Origin of the sequence: Nocardia concava NBRC 100430 (genome assembly GCF_000308815.1) — a bacterium.
In the GTDB taxonomy this organism is placed as follows: Bacteria; Actinomycetota; Actinomycetes; order Mycobacteriales; family Mycobacteriaceae; genus Nocardia; species Nocardia concava.
In genome coordinates this window covers 73,968-95,764 of the sequence record NZ_BAFX01000005.1, presented here as the reverse complement: position 1 = coordinate 95,764, position 21,797 = coordinate 73,968, and the positions used below count along the sequence as shown (strand labels likewise).

The 21,797-nt window shown below is 66.9% G+C and carries 20 protein-coding genes; 10 read left to right on the top strand and 10 right to left on the bottom strand.

Features of this window, described 5'->3' with window-relative positions; translation table 11 throughout:
- Positions 1 to 10: 10 nt before the first annotated feature.
- Genes ON43_RS01625 through ON43_RS01615 form a run of 3 tightly spaced genes read right to left on the bottom strand, consistent with a single transcriptional unit; the run spans position 11 to position 2,219 of the window.
- Complete coding sequence (locus tag ON43_RS01625) at positions 11 to 232, bottom strand: ferredoxin (protein WP_040802730.1); 222 nt, start codon at positions 230 to 232, stop codon at positions 11 to 13.
- The gene (locus ON43_RS01620) at positions 232 to 1,014 is read right to left on the bottom strand and encodes an SDR family oxidoreductase (protein WP_040802665.1); all 783 of its coding nucleotides are present in this window, start codon (positions 1,012 to 1,014) and stop codon (positions 232 to 234) included. The genes ON43_RS01625 and ON43_RS01620 overlap by 1 nt, the downstream gene beginning before the upstream one ends.
- Positions 1,014 to 2,219 (bottom strand): cytochrome P450, encoded by a 1,206-nt coding sequence (locus tag ON43_RS01615; RefSeq protein WP_040802663.1) that lies wholly within the window; start codon positions 2,217 to 2,219, stop codon positions 1,014 to 1,016. Before ON43_RS01615 ends, ON43_RS01620 begins: the two co-directional genes overlap by 1 nt.
- Before the next feature lie 233 nt (positions 2,220 to 2,452).
- On the opposite strand from ON43_RS01615, the gene ON43_RS01610 reads away from it, so the two are divergent.
- The 6 genes from ON43_RS01610 to ON43_RS01585 are packed head-to-tail and all read left to right on the top strand — an operon-like array spanning position 2,453 to position 8,313.
- On the top strand, positions 2,453 to 3,922 hold the full coding sequence (locus tag ON43_RS01610; protein WP_040802661.1) for an aldehyde dehydrogenase: 1,470 nt from the start codon (positions 2,453 to 2,455) through the stop codon (positions 3,920 to 3,922).
- Between the two features lie 11 nt (positions 3,923 to 3,933).
- Positions 3,934 to 4,686, top strand: a complete 753-nt coding sequence (locus ON43_RS01605) for an SDR family oxidoreductase (protein ID WP_040802660.1) — start codon at positions 3,934 to 3,936, stop codon at positions 4,684 to 4,686.
- Positions 4,683 to 5,558 (top strand): NAD(P)-dependent oxidoreductase, encoded by an 876-nt coding sequence (locus ON43_RS01600; RefSeq protein ID WP_040802658.1) that lies wholly within the window; start codon positions 4,683 to 4,685, stop codon positions 5,556 to 5,558. The genes ON43_RS01605 and ON43_RS01600 overlap by 4 nt, the downstream gene beginning before the upstream one ends.
- The gene (locus ON43_RS01595) at positions 5,555 to 5,929 is read left to right on the top strand and encodes a carboxymuconolactone decarboxylase family protein (RefSeq protein WP_040802656.1); all 375 of its coding nucleotides are present in this window, start codon (positions 5,555 to 5,557) and stop codon (positions 5,927 to 5,929) included. The genes ON43_RS01600 and ON43_RS01595 overlap by 4 nt, the downstream gene beginning before the upstream one ends.
- 29 nt (positions 5,930 to 5,958) lie before the next feature.
- Positions 5,959 to 7,437, top strand: coding sequence for an FAD-dependent oxidoreductase (locus ON43_RS01590; RefSeq protein ID WP_040802654.1), 1,479 nt, complete (start codon positions 5,959 to 5,961; stop codon positions 7,435 to 7,437).
- Positions 7,438 to 7,452: 15 nt separating this feature from the next.
- Complete coding sequence (locus ON43_RS01585; RefSeq protein WP_040802652.1) at positions 7,453 to 8,313, top strand: LLM class F420-dependent oxidoreductase; 861 nt, start codon at positions 7,453 to 7,455, stop codon at positions 8,311 to 8,313.
- A 148-nt stretch (positions 8,314 to 8,461) separates the two neighbouring features.
- Here the strand turns inward: ON43_RS01585 and ON43_RS01580 are convergent, their stop codons facing one another.
- The 4 genes from ON43_RS01580 to ON43_RS42075 form a co-directional block, all read right to left on the bottom strand.
- Positions 8,462 to 9,853 (bottom strand): HNH endonuclease signature motif containing protein, encoded by a 1,392-nt coding sequence (locus ON43_RS01580; RefSeq protein WP_157513866.1) that lies wholly within the window; start codon positions 9,851 to 9,853, stop codon positions 8,462 to 8,464.
- A gap of 179 nt (positions 9,854 to 10,032) precedes the next feature.
- Complete coding sequence (locus ON43_RS01575; RefSeq protein ID WP_051177758.1) at positions 10,033 to 11,103, bottom strand: serine hydrolase domain-containing protein; 1,071 nt, start codon at positions 11,101 to 11,103, stop codon at positions 10,033 to 10,035.
- Between the two features lie 32 nt (positions 11,104 to 11,135).
- The gene (locus ON43_RS01570) at positions 11,136 to 12,677 is read right to left on the bottom strand and encodes an FAD-dependent oxidoreductase (RefSeq protein WP_086007867.1); all 1,542 of its coding nucleotides are present in this window, start codon (positions 12,675 to 12,677) and stop codon (positions 11,136 to 11,138) included.
- Positions 12,678 to 12,752: 75 nt separating this feature from the next.
- A complete protein-coding gene (locus tag ON43_RS42075; protein ID WP_157513865.1) occupies positions 12,753 to 13,154 on the bottom strand; it encodes a hypothetical protein in 402 nt (133 codons plus the stop codon).
- A gap of 92 nt (positions 13,155 to 13,246) precedes the next feature.
- Here ON43_RS42075 and ON43_RS01560 point away from each other — a divergent pair, with 92 nt between their 5' ends.
- On the top strand, positions 13,247 to 13,810 hold the full coding sequence (locus ON43_RS01560; protein WP_040802647.1) for a TetR/AcrR family transcriptional regulator: 564 nt from the start codon (positions 13,247 to 13,249) through the stop codon (positions 13,808 to 13,810).
- Positions 13,811 to 13,921: 111 nt separating this feature from the next.
- Positions 13,922 to 15,286: a lanosterol 14-alpha demethylase gene (gene cyp51, locus ON43_RS01555; RefSeq protein WP_040802645.1), complete on the top strand. Its 1,365-nt coding sequence runs from the start codon at positions 13,922 to 13,924 to the stop codon at positions 15,284 to 15,286.
- Here the strand turns inward: cyp51 and ON43_RS01550 are convergent.
- On the bottom strand, positions 15,283 to 15,747 hold the full coding sequence (locus ON43_RS01550; RefSeq protein ID WP_083913086.1) for a glutathione peroxidase: 465 nt from the start codon (positions 15,745 to 15,747) through the stop codon (positions 15,283 to 15,285). The two genes, cyp51 and ON43_RS01550, sit on opposite strands and share 4 nt — an antisense overlap.
- 63 nt (positions 15,748 to 15,810) lie before the next feature.
- Positions 15,811 to 17,043 (bottom strand): cytochrome P450, encoded by a 1,233-nt coding sequence (locus ON43_RS01545; RefSeq protein WP_040802642.1) that lies wholly within the window; start codon positions 17,041 to 17,043, stop codon positions 15,811 to 15,813.
- A gap of 275 nt (positions 17,044 to 17,318) precedes the next feature.
- Here ON43_RS01545 and ON43_RS01540 point away from each other — a divergent pair, with 275 nt between their 5' ends.
- Together ON43_RS01540 and ON43_RS01535 are read left to right on the top strand one after the other, a co-directional pair.
- Entirely contained in the window at positions 17,319 to 18,944 is a 1,626-nt protein-coding gene (locus tag ON43_RS01540) for a GMC family oxidoreductase (RefSeq protein WP_040802640.1), read from the top strand.
- Between the two features lie 152 nt (positions 18,945 to 19,096).
- Positions 19,097 to 20,092: a TIGR03617 family F420-dependent LLM class oxidoreductase gene (locus ON43_RS01535; protein WP_040802724.1), complete on the top strand. Its 996-nt coding sequence runs from the start codon at positions 19,097 to 19,099 to the stop codon at positions 20,090 to 20,092.
- A gap of 1 nt (position 20,093) precedes the next feature.
- On the opposite strand, the gene ON43_RS01530 is transcribed toward ON43_RS01535, so the two are convergent.
- Complete coding sequence (locus ON43_RS01530; protein WP_157513864.1) at positions 20,094 to 21,707, bottom strand: PKD domain-containing protein; 1,614 nt, start codon at positions 21,705 to 21,707, stop codon at positions 20,094 to 20,096.
- Positions 21,708 to 21,797 lie beyond the last annotated feature (90 nt).

The following is a 21,797-nucleotide window of genomic DNA, read 5'->3' as shown; positions in this document are numbered from 1 at the left end:
GGGCCTCCGTTCAGGATTCTTTGAAATCAGACACAGCGTCACCGTCGTCGATCAACGACAGCGCTTGCGTCGGGCAGTAGCGGACGGCGGCGCGGGCCGCCTCCAGATCGGTGCCGGGGTCGGCGCGCAGGATTTCGACCTGCCCCTGCTTCGGCACGCGGAAGAGTTCGGGGGCCTCGTCCTGGCAGACGGCATGGCCCTGGCAGAGATCCAGATCGACAACGAGGCGCATCACGCATCTCCTGCCAGAGGAGCCTCGGGCTGCACCTCGACCAGCACCAGATGCGACCCGCGCGGCGTCGAAACAACCGCCGTCACCGCCGCCGCGAGATCCGCGGGCCGCAGGAAGTTCGCGTGCCGCGCGAACCCCCACTTCACCCAGTTCTCCAGCAGCGGCCCCACCACCTCGGGAGTGGCCTGCATGCCCATCCCGGTCAGCGTCTGCCCCGGCCGCACGATCGACGACCGAACCCCGGTGCCCTCCAACTCCATTCGCAGCTGGGTGGCGAACGCTTCGACTCCGGTCTTGGCCGCGTTGTACGCCCCCGCGCCCGGACGGGCCCGCACGGCGCAATCGGATCCGATGATCACGAAGTCCCCGCGCTGCCGCTCGATCATGCCGGGCAGGACGCGATGCGCGAGCCGCTGCGCGCCGACGAGATGCACGCGAACCTGGGATTCGAACAGGTCGGGATCCATTTCCCAGCCCTTGCCGAATTCCAGATCGCCCGCACCGGACACCAGGATCTCGGTCGGCCCGAGCGCTTCCTCTGCGGCACTGATGAATTCATCGACGGAGGCGGTATCGGCGACATCGAGCCGCCCGGCGAATGCCTCTCCCCCGTCGGCCCGGATCTTCTCGGCGAGGGTCTCGCAGATCTCGACCCGGCGAGCACCGAGCGCGACCGGATGCCCTAGGGCGGCAAGCGCTTCGGCCGTAGCGGCCCCGATCCCCGACGACGCCCCCGCGACAACCGCCGGACGCCGTTCGGGATGTGGTGTGAACCGAGCCATCACCGCACCTCCACGGAAACCGGCAGATGCGCGAACCCGCGCACATTCACCGAATGCACCCGCTGAATCCCGGTCTCCCCGATCCGATACGCCTTGACCCGGGTCGCGAACTCCCGCAACACGATCGACGCCTCCAGCCGGGCCAGATGCGCGCCCAGGCAAAAGTGCACACCCTTCCCGAAGCTGATCAGCCCGCCCTTGTCCGGCCGTTCGATGTCATATCGATCCGGATCATGGAACGCCCCGTCGTCCCGATTCGCGGACCCGATGAGCAGCAACACCTTCGCCCCGGCCGGAATGGTCCGCCCGTAATACTCGAGATCCTCCGCCGCCGTCCGCGCCAGAATCTGACTCGACGCGTCGTATCGCAGCGTCTCCTCCACCCAGTCCTCGACCAGTTCGGGATGCGCCGCTACCTTGGCGTACTGCTCCGGATTGCGGCCCGCCCAATACAGCGCGTTCCCCAGCAGTTTGGTCGTCGTCTCATTGCCCGCGACCACCATGAGGAACATGAATCCGAGGATCTCCTCGTCGGCCAGCCGATCCCCGTCGGCCTCGGCGTCCAGCAGCGCCGAGGTCAGATCCCCGGTGCGCTTGCGCTTCCGCTCCGCGAGCATCTGGTTGTAATAGCCCGCCAGCTGCAGCGCCGCCTCCATCGCCGCGACGGGCACATCGAGCACGCCCTCCTCGCGGTGCACCAATAGATCGGCCAGCCTGCGCAATTCGGCCCGATCGGCCTCGGGCACCCCCAGCAGCTCGGAGATGACATCCATCGGCACCTGCCCGGCCACGGCATCGATCCAGTCGAAATCGCCACTGGCCAGGGCCGGTTCGAGATAGCGCAGCGTGATCTCCCGGATCCGCTCGCTCATCTCGGTGACGCGTCTCGGCGTGAAGCCCTGATACACCAGCTTGCGCAGCCGCACATGCCCCGGATCGTCCATGGCCAGGAAGGACATGGTCCGCCACGCGTGCGGCCCCCATGCGGCCGGATCCAGCGAGACCCCATTGGCGCTGGAGAGCCGCCGATCGTCCCGGAATCCGGCTGCCACGTCCGTATGCCGGGAGAGCGCCCAGAAGTCCAGATCCGGGTGGTGATACACCGGGGCCTCGGTGCGCAACCGCTGGTAGACGGGATAGGGATCCTCGTGCACGCGGTAGTCGTAGGGGTCGAACAGCAGTGGTTCGACGGAGGCTGCGGTCATCGTGTGAGCACCTCGTATTCGATAACGCGTTCATCGGCTCTGACGAACGTTTTCCAGCAACGGAGACACGTAGCTGGACATGTGTCTGTACGGTACTAGCGACGGGATCACCTGACAACGGAATCCCGAATCCCAATCCGCTCGCGACCGAGCAAACTGAAACATGTTCTTGCGCGGTTCCGAGCCACGAACCTATAGTCCGTACACGTGTCCGGACAGCATGGGAGCTACCTATGAGCCCGAGCGATCTCGTCCCCGACGGCGGTTCGCAGTTGCTGATCGGCGGCAAATTGACGCCCGGCGGCGGCGGTGTGTTCACCACCGCCGACCCGGCGACCGGGGCACCCCTCGGCCACGCCGCCAATGCCGACGCCGCCGATATGGACGCGGCCATCGCCGCGGCCCGCACGGCATTCGACACCACAGACTGGTCGCGCGATCCGGGTTTTCGCGCGGCCGGTCTGAGGCAATTGCGAGACGCGCTGAAGAGTCACATCGAGGAACTCCGCGAGATCACCATCGCGGAGGCGGGCGCACCCCGCATGCTGACCAGCGGTCCCCAGCTGGAAGGCCCCATCAACGACCTCGGCTACTTCGCCGACCTGGCCGAAAACTACGCCTGGGAAACCGATCTCGGCATCGCCTCGCCGATGGGGATCAAGAGCTCCCGCAAGCTCCGCCGCGAACCCATCGGCGTGGTCGGCGCGATCACGCCGTGGAACTTCCCGCATCAGATCAACTTCGCCAAGCTGGGTCCGGCGCTGGCGGCGGGCACCACGGTGGTTCTCAAGCCCGCGCCCGATACACCGTGGTGCGCGGCTGCCGTCGGGCGAATCATCGCCGAGGAGACGGACATTCCGGCGGGTGTCGTCAATATCGTCACCTCCGACGACCACGGACTCGGCGCGCAGCTGGTCACCGATCCGCGGGTGGACATGATCTCGTTCACCGGATCGACGGCGACGGGCAAGTCCGTAATGACCGCTGCCGCAGCCTCTTTGAAGAAGGTCTTCCTGGAGCTGGGCGGCAAGTCCGCGTTCATCGTGCTGGACGACGCGGATATCGCGGCCGCGGCGAGTTATGCGGCCTTCGGGGTGTGCGTGCACGCGGGCCAGGGCTGTGCGATCAGCACCCGTCTGCTCGTCCCGAGAGAACACCACGATCAGGCGGTCGAGGCCGCCGCCCGAACCCTGTCCAATATCAAGCCCGGCAATCCGACCAAGCCCGGAACCGTCTGCGGCCCACTGATTTCCGAACGCCAACGCGCCCGCGTCGAACGCTATCTCGACATCGCCCGCGCCGAGGGCGGCACCATCGTCACCGGCGGCAACCGCGTCGACGGCCCCGGCTGGTTCATCGAGCCGACCCTGATCACCGGTCTCCCCAACAGCTCCCCCGTGGCGCAGGAGGAGATCTTCGGCCCCGTCCTCACCGTCATCCCCCACGACGGCGACCTCGACGCCGTCCGCATCGCCAACGACTCCCCCTACGGCCTGTCCGGCTCGGTCTGGGGCCGCGATCCCGAGCGCCTGCGCGCGGTGGTCGAAGGCGTCCGCACCGGCACGCTCAGCGTGAACGGCGGCGTCTGGTATTCGGCCGACGCGCCCTTCGGCGGCTACAAGCAGTCCGGCCTGGGCCGGGAGATGGGCGTCCTCGGCTTCGAGGAATACACCGAGACCAAACTCATCGCGACCGGCTGCTGAGGAGTACCGACATGAGCCGATTCACCGACAGATCCATCATCGTCACCGGCGCCGCCCGCGGCATCGGCGCGGCCTATGCGCGGGCCCTGGCCTCCGAAGGCGCGAAAGTCGTTGTCGCCGACCTCAACAGCGAGCTCGGCGAGGCCGTGGCCAAGGAGATCACCGCCGACGGCGGCCGGGCCGTCTTCGCCCAGGTGGACGTCGCCGATCCCGCCTCCGCCAAGGCCGTAGCCGATTTCACCGTCGCCGAATTCGGCGGCATCCACCATCTGGTCAACAATGCCGCCATCTACGGCGACATGAAGCTCGACATCCTGCTGACCGTCCCGTGGGATTACTACAAGAAGTTCATGGCCGTGAATCTGGACGGCGCGCTGAACATGACCCGCGCGGTGTACAAGCACATCGCGAAGGCTGGCGGCGGCTCGATCGTCAACCAGTCGTCCACGGCGGCCTGGACCTACTCCGGCTTCTACGGCCTGGCCAAGGCCGGAATCAACAGCCTGACACAGCAATTGGCGCACGAGCTCGGACATTCCAAGATCCGGGTCAATGCCATCGCGCCCGGCCCGACCGATACCGAGGCGACTCGCAGCATCGTGCCGGAACAGTTCGTCGATCAGCTGGTGAAGCAGATGGCGCTGAAGCGGCTGGGCACCACCGAGGACATGGTCGGCGCGTGCCTGTACCTGCTGTCCGATGATGCCGCCTGGGTGACCGGTCAGGTCCTGAACGTCGACGGCGGGCAGGTCTTCCGCCCATGAGCGAAACCCAGGAATTCTCGGTAGGTTTCATCGGCCTCGGCAATATGGGCGCGCCGATGGCCCAGCGTCTGGTCGATTGGCCCGGCGGCCTGGTCGTCTGCGATATGCGGCCGGACGCACTGCAACCGTTCACCGATGCGGGGGCTACCGCGGCAGGTTCACCGGCCGAGGTGGCCGAGACCTGCCGCGTCGTCTCGGTCGTCGTTCTCGACGACGAGCAGGTACGCACGGTGGTCGACGGCCTGCTGCAGACCGCCAAGCCCGGCACGGTGATCGCTGTCCACTCCACCATCTCCGACCAGACGGCCATCGAACTGGCCGCCGAATGCGCCTCGCACGGAGTCGAATTCGTCGATGCCCCGATCAGCGGCGGAGCCCCCGCCGCCCAGAAGGGCGCACTGGCGGTCATGGTCGGCGGCACCCCCGCCGCCTTCGAAGCCGTCCGAGAACCCTTCACCCGCTTCGGTTCCCTGGTGATCCACGCCGGTGAAGTCGGCGCAGGCACCCGAATGAAGCTGGCCCGCAACCTACTCCACTTCGTAGCCTTCACCGCCGCCTCCGAGGCCCAACGCCTCGCCGAGGCCGCCGGCCTCGACATCACCAAACTCGGCAAGGTGGTCCGCCACTCCGACTCACACACCGGCGGCCCCGGCGCGATCATGCTCCGCAAGACCACCGCCCCCGTCGAGCCGGACGACTTCTGGTTCCCCATCCTCGGCCACGTACGCGATCTCGGCGAAAAGGATCTCGCCCTGGCCCTCGACCTCGCCACCCGGCTGGAGCTGAATCTGCCGCTGGCCCAACGCGCATTGCACGACCTGGGTGACGGACTCGGTGTGGGTCCCGGCCCGATCGCAAAGGAGCATTCATGACCGACCAGGTTCCCTCCGAGATCAGGCAGCAGGGCCTGAAGACCATGTCGGAGGTCTACGGCTTCGACCTCCCGAACCTGACCGGCGACCCGTTCTACGAGGTCACCGTCGACCACCTCTTCGCCGACATCTGGAACCGCCCCGGCCTGACCATGCGCGACCGTCGGCTGCTGCTGCTCGGAGCCATTGCCGCCCAGGGCAATGCGGAGATCGCCGAAATCCAGGTCGGCGCGGCCCTGCGCAACGGCGAGCTGGACGCGGACCAATTGCGCGAGATCGCGGTGTTCCTGGCCCACTACATCGGCTGGCCCTCCGCCACCAAGCTGGACGGCGCGATCCGCAAGACGCTCGCCAAAGACAAGAAGAAGTAATCCCCACCCGCAGTTAGGAATTCAGAGACATGGCGGAAACCGCAACCGCAACCGTCCGGCCGCTCCGGGCCAGTGAGGTCGAAAACTGGGACTACGAGGCCGATGTCGTCGTAGTCGGCTTCGGTATCGCCGGAGTGTGCGCCTCCATCGAGGCCGCCCGCTCCGGAGCCGACGTCCTCGTCCTGGAACGCACCAGCGGCTGGGGCGGCGCGGCCGCCATGTCCGGCGGATTCATCTACCTGGGCGGCGGCACGGCGCTGCAGAAGAAGCTCGGCTTCGAGGACACGGTCGAGAACATGGAAGCGTTCCTCACCGCCGCCCTCGGTCCGGGCGTCGACAAGGCCAAGATCCACGACTACTGCCAGGGCAGCGTCGACCACTTCGATTGGCTTGTCGCCCAGGGAGTCCCGTTCAAGGAGGAGTTCTGGGGCGAGCCCGGTTACGAGCCACCCGCCGACCAGGGCCTCATGTACTCCGGCGGCGAGAATGCCGCCCCCTTCAAGGACAAGATCCCGCCCGCCCCCCGCGGTCACCTGGCCTGGACCAAGGACAAGAAGCTGGGCGAGAAGGGCGGCGGCTACATGCTGATGGAGCCCCTCGCCCAGAAGGCCGAAGAACTCGGCGTCCGCCACGAATACGACGTCCGCCTGCGCCGCCTCGTCATCGACGACTCCGGCCGCGTCGTCGGCGTGGCCGCCACCCGCTACGGCAAACCGGTTCTCGTCCGCGCCGACCGCGGCGTAGTCCTGGCCACCGGCAGCTTCGCCTACAACCACGAAATGGTGGAACGCTTCGCGCCCAAGATCTCCGGCCGCCCCACCGCCACCGTCGAGGAACACGACGGCATCGGCATCCAGGTCGCCCAGGCTCTGGGCGCGGACCTGGCACACATGGACGCCACCGAGGTCGCGTTGGTGGTCGACCCGCAGCTGGTCGCCCGCGGCATCCTGGTGAACGGCCGCGGCCAGCGCTTCATTACCGAGGACACCTATGCGGGCCGCATGGGCCAGGCGGTGCTGCAGAACCAGGACAACCAGGCCTACCTGGTGATCGACGAACTCGCGCTGGACGAGGCGATGGAAACCCAATCCTCGCTGTCGTTCCTGCGCGTCGCCCCCACCTGGGTCGCCGAGACGGTCGCCGAACTGGAGAGCGACATGGGCCTGCCGGAGCACACCCTGCAGTCCACCATCGACCTCTACAACCACCACGCCGAAAAGGGCGAGGACCCCTTCCTGGGCAAGAAGACCGAATGGGTCAAGCCCATCCGCACCCCTCTCGGCGCGTACGACCTGCGCGGCTACACAGGCGGTTTCACCCTCGGCGGCCTCCGCACCGACCTGGACTCCCGAGTCCTCCACATCACCGGCGCCCCCATCCCCGGCCTCTACGCCGCCGGCCGGGTCACCTCCGGCATCTGCGCCGGTGGCTACGCCTCCGGCTGCTCCCTGGGTGACGGCAGCTTCTACGGCCGCCGCGCCGGTGTCTCCGCCGCCAAGCAGCTCTGAAAGGACCACACCCCCATGCGATTCGGCATCGTCCTCTTCACCAGCGACCGCGGCATCACCCCCGCCGTCGCCGCCAAAGCCGCCGAGGACCGCGGCTTCGATTCCTTCTTCGTCCCCGAACACACCCACATTCCGGTCAAACGCGAAGCGGCACACCCTCAAACGGGCGACGCCAGCCTCCCCGACGACCGCTACATGCGCACTCTCGACCCATGGGTCGCACTCGGCACGGCGGCCGCCGTCACCTCCCGCATCGAACTGTCCACGGCCGTAGCACTTCCCACCGAAAGCGACTGCATTACCCTCGCCAAAACCATAGCCACCCTGGACCACCTCTCGGGCGGCCGCGTCACCCTCGGCGCCGGATTCGGCTGGAACACCGACGAACTCACCGACCACGGCGTCCCCGGCAACAAGCGCCGCACCGTCCTCCGCGAATACATCGAGGCCATGCGCGCCCTCTGGACCGAGGAAGAAGCCTCCTACTCCGGCGATTTCGTCAGCTTCGGCCCGAGCTGGGCCTACCCCAAACCAGTCCAGCCCCACATCCCCCTCCTCATCGGCGCAGGCGGAACCGACAAAACCTTCAAATGGATCGCCCGCTCCGGCGACGGCTGGATCACCACCCCCTACGAATCCGACGTCTCCGCCTCCACCAGCCTCCTCATGAAGCACTGGGAAGAAGCAGGCCGAGAAGGCACCCCGCGAGTAGTAGCCCTCGCCTACAAACCCAACCCCGAACAACTCGAATCCTGGTCCGCCGCAGGCGTAACCGACGTCCTCTACGGCCTCCCCGACAAACCAGAATCAGACGTCCTCGCCTACCTTGATCGCCTCTCCGCAAAGCTCGCACCCCTGGGTCTTTCGACCCCGTAAATCTCTAAAAGGTGATCCGTGCAGTCCGTGGGCCGGAACGCAAGTTCCGGCTCCCAACCCGGCGTCAGCCCAAGTCCGGTAGGGCAGGCGACGCCACCACACTTTTCGTTTATCTTTCCCCGGGTTACCTGACCTCACGCACTCTGAATCACATGTTGCGCCCACGAGTCCGCCAGTACGCCTTGCGCTGAGACGGCGTGCAGTACACGTGCATCATCTCCATGAGTCCATCGATCACTGGCCCCGCATCAATGAACGGGGAAATGGTGTCCGCATCAGGCACACCGGCAGCGGTGACCGGCGGCACGGGCTCCGTCGGGAACAGGAATGGTGTGCCTTCGGGAGTGGTGGTGATCGAATCACCGCTGGGCGTGGTCCATTGCACCTCCCGATCCGGGTGGTGATCGACTTTCCAGCCGTTGCGATTGTTGTCGGCGAGAGTCTTGAGCCGGTGATGGCGACGACACCGCGCACCCAGATTGTGTTCGCTGGTGGGGCCACCATTGTCGGGATTGTCGTGGTCGAAACGGTCTTGGTGGTCGAGGTCGGTGTCGGCGGCGGGCACCTGGCAGCCCGGCGCACGGCAGATCCCGTCGAGAGCACGCACACGGGCGGCGACACGCGCCGTGGGCTGATACACCAGCTCGCGGGCCGCAGCGGCGGGGGCTGCTGCGTCAGTGATGATTTCGAAGCGAGCATGACGCGCCAGCTGCCGGGCGAGATCGGCGTCGATCGCCCCGAAACCAGCCAGCAGCGCCGGGTTGTCCTGCAGCCCCGCAAGCGTTTCCGCCGACACACCCACCTGCACCAACGCCTTACGCGCCACCGGAGCCACCGCGTCGAAGGGGGCACGCGGGCAGTCCTCGCGACCACACTGACAGGTCAGGCGACCGGTGCCATCAGCGAGCGCCACCAAAGCATCAGCGCGGCGCTGGTTCTGGGTACGCGGATCCTCGCTGCATACCTGCGTGCAGGCCATCTCCCGCAGCTTCTCGAACAAGGTGCGTCCCCCGGCGGCAGGCAGGACCGCATCGACCACGGCAGTGCCGTTGTCGGCGGCATTCACACTGACATACCGCTCGGCCTCGGCTTCCTTACGACGCACGGCCTGGCCCTCGGGGTCGGCTTCGGTGATCCAGCGGCGCGCGGTGCGCCGAACCCGCTGCGGGTCCGCGTTTTCCGCATACGCGGCGATCTTCTGCTCCAGCTCGGTGAGCAGGTCCCCGCGCACGTTGGTCAGGGTTTCGCGGATCGCACGGACCTGCGCCAGGTCGATACGCCCGGCAGCGAAGGCTTCGGCGGTGGTCGGGAGGCGATGCTCGAGGTCGAGCCCGATATTGATCAGGTTGTCCGCGGAACGCTGCGACATCTTGAGTGCGACACCGATTTCGGTGGCGGTGCTCTCTCCCGCGTAGAGCTGCCCGACCCCCAGGTCGATCTGCTGGGCACGGCGGATTTCGTAGAGCCGTGTCATCAACGCGGTTTCTTCAGCCTGGAGTTCAGCTATTTGTGAGTGCACCGCGCGGAGCTGCTCGACCACGGCATGGTCGGCATCCCATTCAGCAGTGAAATCACCCATACCTTCGATCATAGTTTCGAATCCCGCGACACAACAGCACGATCAACACGACTCACCGTGTAAATCCCTAGCTACCAACATGATTCAACCGGATCATCATCAAAGTCCCCCGCATAGTCGTCAAACGCCGAAGGCGGGTCCTACGCGCCGACGCCCAGCTCGTCACGGACTGCGGCGACGACGCGGTCCACGCAGTCCTGCGGCCCGGCCGCGAGGCGGTTGTGGGTTACCGCGACGGCGAGGTTGTGGTCGGGGTCGGCGAAGGCGGTACTGCCGCCGGAACCGTTGTGGCCGAATATGGTCGGGCGCGCACCCATGATGGATCCGGAGCCGCCGAGGAAGAAGCCGTGGGCCTTGGGGATGGGTGCACCCAGGATGCGGTCGGGGTCGGTGGTGCGGACGGTGGTGGCAGCGCGCAGGGTGTCGGGGCTCAGGAGTTCGCCGGAGAGGGCAGCGGCGTAGAGGCGGGCCGCACCTCGGGCGGTGACCGTGGCGGAGGCGGGGACGGCCAGGCGGCGGATTTCGGGGCGGTTGGCGAAGTCGGCGACCGGGGCCACGGCGGGCGGTGCGACGCGGTGAAAGGCCGGGGGCATGTGGTTCAACACCGCGGACCAGTTCCCGTCGTAGAGGGCGGCGACCGGGATATCGTCGGGCACAGCGAAATACAGGCCATCAGTGATACCCAGCGGAGCGGCGATCTCGTCGAGCACCGCGTCGATGGGTCGGCCGGTGGCGCGATAGACGATCTCGGCGACCAGGTGCCCGTAGGTCCAGCCGTGGTAACCGGTGGCGGTGCCAGGCTCCCATTCGGGCCGCTGCTCGGCCAGCCAGGCCGTCACCGCCGCGACATCGGTGAACTGCTCGAAGGTGATGTCGGCAGGCAAGTAGGGAAGGCCCGCCGTGTGAGTGAGGACCTGGCCGACAGTTACGGATTCCTTTCCATGTACACCGAATTCGGGCCAGTACTTGGCGACCGGGGCGGCGTAGTCGAGTACGCCGCGCTCCACCAGCGTGGCGACGACCAGGGCAGCGATGCCCTTGCCCGTCGAGAACGAGGGGAACAAGGTGTCCCCGTCGACCGCCCAGCCGGTAGCGGTGTCGGCCACGCCGGCGTACGCGTCTATCGCGAGTTCGCCGTTCACGTAGGCAGCTACCTGAATGCCGGTTTCCTGTCCGGAATCTACGAGTTCGTCGAGCAGGTTCTGAATCATGATGTCTCTCTCGGCTATTGGTTGATCGGGTATCAGAAGTCGCGGACAGGTGCGCCGAACCAGCGGGTCAGCGCCGCGTCGAGGCCGTCGAGATCGCCGTCATCGGCGGCCCAGGCGACGCAGCCGTCCGGCCGGACGAGCATGGCCGAAAGCACCTGTGTCTCAGCGAGCTTCGCCGTGACGACGCCAACGCGATCACCCCATGCGGCAGCGCGCTCACGCAGCGCCGAGGAGTCGTCGAGATCGAACAGCACCGCTTTGCCGCTGCCGAAGTGCTCGGCCACACGGGTGCCGTCGGACAGTTCGAGATCGGGAACCGGCGCGCCGGTGCGAGAATGGCCGCCGCCGAGGTCATACCGGTGCAGGACACCAGAGATCTTCTTGAAGATCGTCGTCGCGCCATCACGGCTGGCCAGGAGTTCCTCGGTAACCGCCCGCATGGCGCGGCTACGCGGGTCGGTGCGCATGATCGCGATCTGCGCACGCGTCCACTCCAGCACCCACTCGCCGATCGGGTGACGTTCGGTGGTGTACGTATCGAGCAGATCCGCCGGTGCCCACCCGGCCACCACGGCGGCCAGCTTCCAGCCGAGATTCACCGCATCACCGATGCCGAGGTTGAGCCCCTGCCCACCGAACGGCGAATGCACATGGGCAGCGTCGCCCGCCAGCAGCACTCGGCCCTTGCGGTAGTCGGTGGCCTGCCTCGTGTTATCGGTGAATCGGGTCGCCGAAATGACCTTGGTGATACGAACATCCGCGCCGGAGACCCGACGCAGGCTGGCTTCCAGTTCCTCAGCGGTGATGGCCGCGGACCGGTCGGCGGGCGGGCCATCGAGCTCGACGGTGAGGAAGCGCCCCGGCACCGGCCCGTACGTGTAGATGCCGGTCGGCGTCGTGTGCCAGCCGGGTTCGAGCCCCTCCGCACCGGTCATCTCCACCAGCGCCTGGCGACCGGTGATCTCGGGATCGACTCCAGGGAAATCGAATTCGGCGAGCTTGCGCACCAGGCTGCGCCCACCATCACAGCCGACCAGCCAGCCCGTACGCACAATGCGATCACCACAATCGACGGTGACCCCGATCCCGTCATCGGCGAAACCGGCCACCTCCACACCACGCCGGATCTCCACACCCAACTCGACGGCCCGGCGCCCCAGAATCGTCTCGATGGCCTGCTGCGAAACCAGGAACGCCTCACCGGCCGGGCCGATCTCGGCGAAGGCGGGATCCTCGAAGTCGATCCGATTCGGGTCGACCATGATGCCCGCGAAATGTCCCACGGCCGGCCGGCGCTCATTCGCGCGGACCGGCATGGACTTGCCCGTGCCACCGAGGAACTGGCGGAATCGCTCCAGAGCGGCCTCCTGAACGGCAAGCAACTCCGGCAGCAGACCGCGCCGATCGAGAGCCTGTGCGGTCGGCACATTGATCGCCCCCGCCTTGACCGTCTGATCGACCTCGCTGAGCCGTTCGACCACCAGCACGTCCACACCCGCCAGCCGCAGCTCGCACGCCAGCATCAACCCGACCGGACCGGCTCCGACCACCACCACATCGCGCATCTCGTTCATGAGAAGCACTGTGCCGGGCCACGATTGCTTGGATCTTGCATCGCCTTGCACGCCCCTTGCGGCAGGCGGCGCGACCTAGTTGCAAGCGGCGATGCGCTGCAGAATCCGGAGACCCTCAGAGGTGGGGAGTTCGCGGAACTTTCCGCTCGCCACCGCCCGCTCATGAAGAGGCTGATTGTCCTGGATCGCCAGGAGACCACCGCCCGCGATCCAATGAACCCAGTCGTCGTAGGCGTGATCAGCCGCCGCGCCGTCCGGGATGGTGATGAGCAGCAGCCGGATCGGGGTTCGCCAAGTGCGGACGATGTCCCGGTAGGTATTCATGTCGGCCGATGAGGTGCCGACCTCCAGCACTACGCCATTACCGACATGCGGCCGCACCGATTTCTCGATTTGCTCCGGGAGTGCCGACAATTCGCGCACAGTGACGACGAGCGAGGGAGACGTCATTCGAAAGCCTTTCTCCCGCCCGCTCATTCATGCGGATTCCCTATACCGCGAGTTGCTCTACGGGCCCGACCATAGTAGCATCCGGACACGTGTCTGATCCCCATTCCGCCCGCTCAGCGGTGAGCATGGAGGCCACGCGTCGGCGCCTCACCGAGAAGCAGGCCGACACGGTGGACAAACTGACGCGTGCGGCGATGGATGTGCTGTCCAAGGAGGGCTTCGCCGGTCTGACGGTGCGCATGGTCGCCGCCCAGGCCGGAGTCGGTACGGCTACCGCCTACACCTATTTCAGCTCGAAGGAACACCTGGTCGCGGAGATGTTCTGGCGGCGGCTGGCCGCGACCGAGGCGCCCCGCGACGACGAGTCGGATTCCACCGCACGGGTCCTGGCCGTGCTGCGCCAGATCGCCATGCTGATGGCCGACGAGCCGACCCTGGCGGGTGCGGTGACCGCCGCGCTGCTCGGCACCGATCCCGATGTGGCGCATCTGCGCTTGCGGATCGGCGGGGAGATTCGGGTCCGTCTCATCGACGCGCTCGGCACCGACTCCGATCCCGAGCTCGTGGAAACCCTTGAAATGATCTACGCGGGCGCACTGGTCCGCGCGGGCATGGGTTATGCGTCCTACGCCGAAATTGCCGAGCGCATGGAAAAGGCCGCACTGCGCATCCTGCGCAGCTGAATTCGGCTCCAGTTTTCTACATTCTCGATAATTCGCGATTTCGCCAGATCCCTTGCCGTGCAATGACTTCCGTAGTACCGTCTGGACAGGTGTCTACCCGGGAGGTCACAGATGACCCTGGTCAAACCGCGCGCGGTATCCGGTGGCGAGCATGAGCACGGCCACCTCGAGGAGTTCCGCACCGATCCCATCGCCCTGATGGCACGGGTGCGCGAGGAATGCGGCGATATCGGCTCGTTCCGATTGGCGGATCGCGATGTCATCCTGCTGACCGGCGCGCAGGCCAACGAGTTCTTCTTCAGAGCCGGTGACGACGAGCTGGATCAGGCCGCGGCGTATCCGTTCATGAAGCCCATCTTCGGCGAGGGCGTGGTCTTCGACGCCCCGCCCGAGCGGCGCAAGGAGATGTTGCACAACACCGCTCTGCGCGCCGAGCAGATGCGCGGCCACGCCACCACCATCGCCCGCGAGGTCGAGCGCATGCTGGCCCGCTGGGGTGACGAGGGCGAGATCGATCTGCTCGAATTCTTCGCCGAGCTCACCATTTACACGTCCTCGGCCTGCCTGATCGGCACCAAGTTCCGCGAGGAGCTCGACGACCGCTTCGCGCACCTGTACCACGAGCTGGAGCGCGGCACCGACGCCTACTGCTACGTCGACCCGTACGCGCCCATCGAGAGCTTCCGCCGCCGCGACGAGGCGCGCTGGGAGCTGGTGAAGCTGGTCCGGCACATCATGGCCGGGCGGCTCGCGAATCCGCCGCAGGGCAAGGACGATCGGGACATGCTCGACGTGCTGGTGTCGGTCAACGACGAGAACGGCAAGCCGCGCTTCTCCGCCAGCGAGATCACCGGAATCTTCATCTCGATGATGTTCGCGGGCCACCACACCACCTCCGGCACCGCGGCGTGGACGATCATCGAATTGCTCAGGCACCCGGAGGTGCTGGCGAACGTCGTCACCGAGCTGGACACCCTCTACGCCGACGGTTCGGACGTGAGTTTCCATGCGCTGCGCCAGATTCCGAATCTGGAGGCGGTGCTGAAGGAGGCGCTGCGCCTGCACCCGCCCCTGATCATCCTCATGCGCGTCGCCCGCGAGGAGTTCGAGGTCTGCGGCCACCGCATCGATCCCGGCGACCTGGTGGCCGCGAGTCCCGCCGTCTCCAACCGGATTCCGGAGGCCTTCCCGAATCCGGAGCACTTCGACCCGGGCCGCTACCTGGACCCCAACCAGGAGGATCTGGCCAACCGCTGGAACTGGATCCCCTTCGGCGCGGGCCGCCACCGGTGCGTCGGCGCGGCCTTCGCGCTGATGCAGCTCAAGGCGATCTTCTCGATCTTGTTGCGGGACTGGGAATTCGAGCTGGCGCAGCCGTCCGACAGCTACCGCAACGACCACTCCAAGATGGTCGTGCAGCTGCAGCAGCCGTGCGCGGTCCGCTACCGGCGGCGCGCACGGCCCGCAGTCGACTAGAGCGCGGCCTCGATCGCGTCGGTCACGGCCGGATCCTTGGGCTCGGTGCGTGGACGGAAACGTCCCAGCACCGAGCCGTCGCGCCCGATCAGGAACTTCTCGAAGTTCCACTGGATGTCTCCGGCCTCACCGGCCACATCGGCGGTGGCGGTCAGCTCCGTGTACAGCGGGATCCGCCCCTCGCCGTTCACGTCCGACTTCTCCAGCAGCGGGAAGTCCACACCGTAAGTGGTGGAACAGAATTCGGCGATCTCCTCGGCCGTCCCCGGCTCCTGCCCCATGAATTGGTTGCACGGCACACCGACGACGGTGAACCCCTTCGGCCCGTAGGTCTGCTGCAGCTCGACCAGGCCCGCGTACTGCGGGGTCAGCCCGCACTTGGAGGCCACATTGACCAGCAGCACGACCTTGTCGCCGGCCAGTTCGGCCAGCGTGGTGGGCTCATCGGTCAGGGTGCGCAGCGAAATCTCGCGAATATTGGTCACAACCACGAATAGTAGAACGGGTTCGACGGGCCTACCGGTTCAGGAGTAGCTCACCCGCCAGTGTTTGATCCCGTTGATCCACCCCGACCGCAGCCGCTGCGGCGGCTCCACCTCGGTGATTTCCGGCATGGCATCGGCAATGGCGTTGAAGATGAGATCGATCTCGAGCCGCGCCAGATTCGCGCCGACGCAGAAGTGGTTTCCGGTCCCACCGAATCCGACATGCGGATTGGGGTCGCGGAAAACGTTGAACGAGAACGGATCCTCGAACACGTCCTCGTCGAAATTGGCGGAGCTGTAGAACAATCCGACGCGCTGCCCCTCGCGAATGGCCTGCCCGCCGATTTCGGTGTCCTGCGTCGCCGTGCGCTGGAATGCCACCACCGGCGTCGCCCACCGCACGATTTCGTCCGGCGCGGTGCGCGGGCGCTGTTCCCGATACAGCTTCCACTGGTCCGGGTTGTCGACAAACGCCTTCATGCCGTGACTGATGGCATTGCGCGTGGTCTCGTTGCCCGCCACCGACAACAGGATGACGAAGAACCCGAATTCGTCGGAACCCAGTGCCTCGCCGTCGAGATCGGCGTTCACCAGCTGGCTGACGATATCGTCGGCCGGGCAGGCGCGCCGCTGTTCGGCCATGTTGTAGGCGTATCCGAGCAGCTCGGCGTTGGCGGTCATATTCTGACCGGCGAATTCCGGATCGTCATAGTTCAGCAGCTGATTCGACCAGGTGAACAGCTTGTGCCGATCGTCCTGCGGCACGCCCAGCAGTTCCGCGATCGCCTGCAGCGGCAGTTCGCACGCCACCTGCTCCACGAAATCGCCGCCGCCGGTCGCCTTCGCCTCCCGCACAATCTTTTCCGCGCGCGCGGTGAGCGCCGCGCGCAGGCCCTCGATGGCGCGCGGGGTGAATCCCTTGGAGACGATCCGCCGAATCTTGGTGTGCTTGGGCGGATCCATATTGACCAGCAGCGCTTCGCGGCCGAGCTCGAGTTGTTCGGGCAGCGAGTCGGCGGGCATTTTGATGATGGAGCCCTTGCGATTCGAGGACCAGAGTTCCGGTCTCCGGGATATCTCCTTGACGTCCTCGTGCCGGGTGATGACCCAGTACCCGTCGTCGTCCATGGGTGCGGCCTGCTCGGGGGTTTGCGCATTCCACCAGATCGGTGCGGTGCGCCGGAGCAGGGCGAACTCCTCGGCGGGACTGTGGTCGGCCCAGAGTGCGGGATCGGTGAAATCGAAGCCGACCGGTAATGACGGAACAGACACTGTTCCTCCTCGGGCAAGGTGCCGCTATGATCACGAAATTGGAACGTGTTTCACACCGATTGAACCATGCCGACCTGCGGCTGGGCAGCGTTTCCAGCCACTCGTCCCAGCCAGTTCCCGCGCGCTCGCGAGACCCTCGCTCCGCAGCCCCGGTTCTGAAACATGTTCAGTGAGGCATAAGTCGATCTTGTGACTGGACATTGCGTCCACCGTGTCGGCAGACTAGAACTTGTTCTACAGTGATGCCAGGCACACTCGAAGATGAGGTAACTGATATGACCGCTTCCCCGGGCTCCACGAACGAGGCCGATTACGTCGTCGTAGGCGCGGGCAGCGCCGGCGCTGTCGTGGCGGGACGTCTCGCCGAGCGCGGCGCGCGGGTCATCCTGTTGGAGGCCGGACGCAAGGACAACACCCGCATGGTCACCATGCCGGGCGCGATCAGCATGGTGCACACCGTTCCGCAGCTGAAGAAGCGCGTGACGTGGAAGCAGTTCTCCATCCCGCAGAAGCACGCCAACGACCGTCAGATTCCGATGACCCGCGGCAAGGTGCTCGGCGGCTCCAGCTCCGTCAACGGCATGCTCTACGTGCGCGGCAACCGCGCCAACTTCGACTCCTGGGCCGCCGAGGGCAATACCGGCTGGAGCTACCAGGACGTGCTGCCCGCCTACAAGCGCCTGGAGAACTGGCAGGACGGCGACAACGACTACCGCGCCACCGGCGGACCCATCGAGGTCACCCGCCAGCAGGACCTCACCCCGATCGCCCACGAGTTCATGACCGCCGCCGCCGACACCCTCGGCGCGCCGATCATCGAGGACTACAACGGCGAATCGCAGGAGGGCATCTCGATCTTCCAGCAGTCCGTGCGAAACGGCCTGCGCTACAGCTCCTCTCGCGGCTTCATCACCGATATGCCGAACGAGAACCTGACCGTGATCACCCACGCGCACGTCACCCGCGTGGTGATCGAGAACGGCCGCGCCACCGGCGTCGAGATCGTGGAGAAGAACGGCACCCGCCGGGTGGTGCGGGCCGGCAAGGAGGTCATCGTCTCCGGCGGTGTCATCGGCTCGCCGCAGATCCTCATGCTCTCGGGCATCGGCCCGGCCGCGCATCTGCGCGAGCACGGCATCGACGTGGTGGCCGACCTGCCCGTCGGGCAGAACCTGCACGACCACCTGTTCGTGCCCATGACCTTCATCTCCAAGAAGGCCATCCACCGGGGCATCCCGACCCACTTCGCCAGCGGCATCCTGCAGGAGCTGCGCCGCCCGGGCAGCTCGTGGATGGGGCGCACGGTGTTCGAGGCGTGCGGCTTCGTGAAGACCAAGTTCGCCGAGGGCGACTACCCGGACATGCAGATCCACACCCTGCCGTGGAGCTACCCGATCCCCAACCAGGACGAGGACAAGCTGCACCTGGTCGATCGCCGCCCCGGCTTCACCATCTTCCCGAGCCTCATCTACCCGAAGAGCCGCGGCGAGATGAAGCTGGCCTCGGCCGATCCGTTCGCCTCGCCGCTGATCGACCCGGGCTACCTGAGCGACCCCCGCGACACCGAATTCCTCGTCGAGGGCATCCGGATGATCCGGGAGATCATGGCGCACAAGAGCATTGCGAGCGACTGGACCGAGGAGCTGGCCCCCGGGCCCGCGCTGATGGACGAGTCGGCACTGCGGGCCGAGCTGCCCAACCGCGTGCACTCGATCTACCACCCGGTCGGCACCTGCCGCATGGGCGTGGACGAGCGGGCGGTCGTGGATCCGACGCTGAAGGTGCTCGGGGTCGAGGGGCTGCGCGTCGCGGATGCCTCGATCATGCCGAGCATCACCGGCGGCAACACCAACGCACCGAGCTACATGATCGGCGAGAAGGCCGCGGAGTTCATCAACTGATCGGTAAGACCTGCGGAGGGGTGCTGCTACTTCCCTGGTAGCTCCGCCGCACGGGTCGGCGGCTCACGACCACCGCCGACCCGGACAGCCCCGGGCCTCGCTACCTCTCGGCCCGGGGCTGTTGCATTTCTCCAGGAGGAGTCATGGCGTCCCTGCCCGTCGATATCTGGCTGAACGCACCGCTGAGCGAATCTGCCTCGCGCGCAGCGCAATTGCGTGAGCTCGGCGTGGACGGGGTGTTCACCTTCGAGGGCGCGCACGATGTGTTCATGCCGCTGACGCTGGCGGCGACCGCCGGGGTCGACATCATGACCAATGTGGCGATGGCGTTCCCGCGCAGCCCGATGCATCTCGCGCATACGGCGTGGGATCTGCAGGCGTTGTCGGGCGGGCGGTTCCGGCTCGGGCTCGGCAGTCAGATCCGGGCGCATATCGAGCGGCGGTACGGCAGCGTCTGGTCGGAGCCGGTGGAGCGGATGCGCGATACCGTGCTCGCGGTGCAGGCGATCCTGCGGGCGTGGCAGGAGGGGGAACGACTGGACTACCGGGGCCGGTTCTGGCAGCACACGTTGATGCCGCCGCAGTTCGTACCGGGGCCGAATCCTTTTGGGGCGCCGCCGGTTCTGGTCGGGGCGCTCGGGCCGCGCATGACCGAGATGGCGGCGCAGGTGGCGGACGGGCTGCTGGTGATGCCGTTCAATACCGAGCGGCACTTCCGGGAGCGGACCCTGGCGGCGGTGGAGAAGGGGCTGGCCGGGTCGGAGCGGCCGTTCGAGATCATCGTGGAAGCCATTGTGGCCATGGGTGATTCGGACGAGGAGTTGGCGACGGCGCGGGCGGCGGTGCGGAATCTGCTGGCCTTCTACGGTTCCACGCCGTCATATCGGCCGGTACTGGATGTGGAGGGGTGGGGTGAGCTGCAGCCGGAGCTGAATCTGCTGTCCAAGCAGGGGCGGTGGCGGGAGATGGCGGGGCTCATCGACGATTCGATGGTCGATGCGCTGACGGTCAGCGGGACGCCTGCCGAGTGCGCCCGGCAGATTCTAACCCGATTCGGCGACAAGGCTTCTCGCGTCTGCTGTTATTTTCCGGGCTACCAGGTCGCCGATACCGCGATCGCCGACCTGGTCGCCTCGCTGCATTCCTGAATCAGCTGACCGTGATCGGATGGTCGAGTTCGAACAGGCTGCGATGGCCGGTCATATCCGTGACCACCAGGCGCGGCAGGTTCGGGCCGCGGTCGTTGTAGACGTGGGACGTGGCGGCGTCGGTGGTGGTCTCGTGCGTGCCGTCGCCGAAATACCAGTCGTACTGCCGGATGGCGGTGCCCGCCTTGGCGGCGTCGAAGGCGACCGGGGTGCCCGGATGCGTGGACGTGCGGGAGGCGGTGAAGCCGGTGCCGGGCGCCTCGCTGCCGCCGAACCAGTCGGCGAGATGCGTGTTCATGAGGAAGGCCTCGGCGTAGGTGCGCGCGCCGTCGAGGTCGGGCAGGGCCGCGGTCGCGGCCGCGACGGTCATGCACTGCGGCAGCTGGCCGGGCTGCGAACACGCCAGCTGGCGCAGCGAGATCGCCTCGTCGCCCAGCGGATTCATGGCCGGGCGGCGATCCCCCGCCTGCACGGCGTCCTGAGTGAACAGGCCGTCGGCGGCGGCCGCGAAGACCTCGCCCGCGGCGGTATTGACGTCGGTGGCGGCCTGCCGGAACGCCTCCGAGGACAGCCGCACGAATTCCGACCAGCGCTGGGTCAGCCCCTGCGGCACCCGGCCCGCGTCGTATCCGTGGAAGTAGTCGCCCACCAGCACCTTCGGCGCACCGGGCAGCTCGTGCGCGGCCTGCATGGCCTCGCGCATGCCGCGCCCGCCGTAACCGAGCTTGGCCCCGCTGAAATATGGCACGGTGGCGGCCGGATTCGCCGATTCCGCTCCCACGCCGCCACATTCACGACGCACCGCGGCGGCCAGGTCCTGGGTGCCGGGGGTGACGCCGACGGGAATGCCGAAGAAGGGATCCAGATCGTTGAGGCAGCCGTCCATCAGGACCAGATCGATGCGGTAGCCGTTCGCGGCGGCGTCGGCCGCGGCCTGTTCGAGCTGACAGAAGACATCGAGGGTGGCATCGTCACCGCCGGGGCAGGATCCGTTCGCGCGGGCGGCCGGGGCATCGAGGGTCGCGCCGGAGACGGTGTAATCGTGCAGGTGCGCGGTGCGGCCGGTGCGGGCGCCCAGCGCCTCGGCGAACAGTCCCGCGAAGGTCCGATCCTGGTCCAGACTCTGCCCCCACAGCACCGAGTCGCCGACCGAAACCACGTGCAGCGGAGCGCATTCCCGATTCACCCGGAAGTTCCAGGGCTTGCCGTACTCGCCGATGTCCCCGCCGGGAACCCGGGCGCGGGCGTCCACGCGGAGCAGGCCGTCGGGCGGTAGCTCGTCGCGGAGGATGTCGAACCCGACGGTCATCACCTCGTTCTGCACCACCGTGATGCCGCTGCGAATCGGCTGGCCGCCACCCAGGATTCGCCATTCCACCTCGGCGTGCTCGGGCACGCCCGGCGGTAGGTAGACGGCGGTGGTGCCGTGTAGCGCGCCGGTGCAGGGACCGTCGTGCGGGGTGCTGACGTCGAGGATCAGGGGTAGGTCCGCTATCCGGGGTAGGTCGCCTAGTGGGTCGGCCTGGGCTTGCGCCACCGTTCCGGCCACCGCGATCGCACCCGCCAGGGTCGGCAGCAAGGCCGCACGACACTGCCGGGATCGCCACAACTTCACATGCTCCTCCTGGGGTTCCGCAATCTGACAGCAGACATGGTGCGGACGGGTTGCCGAAGGGGCGCGCCGGGCGCGCCGAAATGGCCGAAT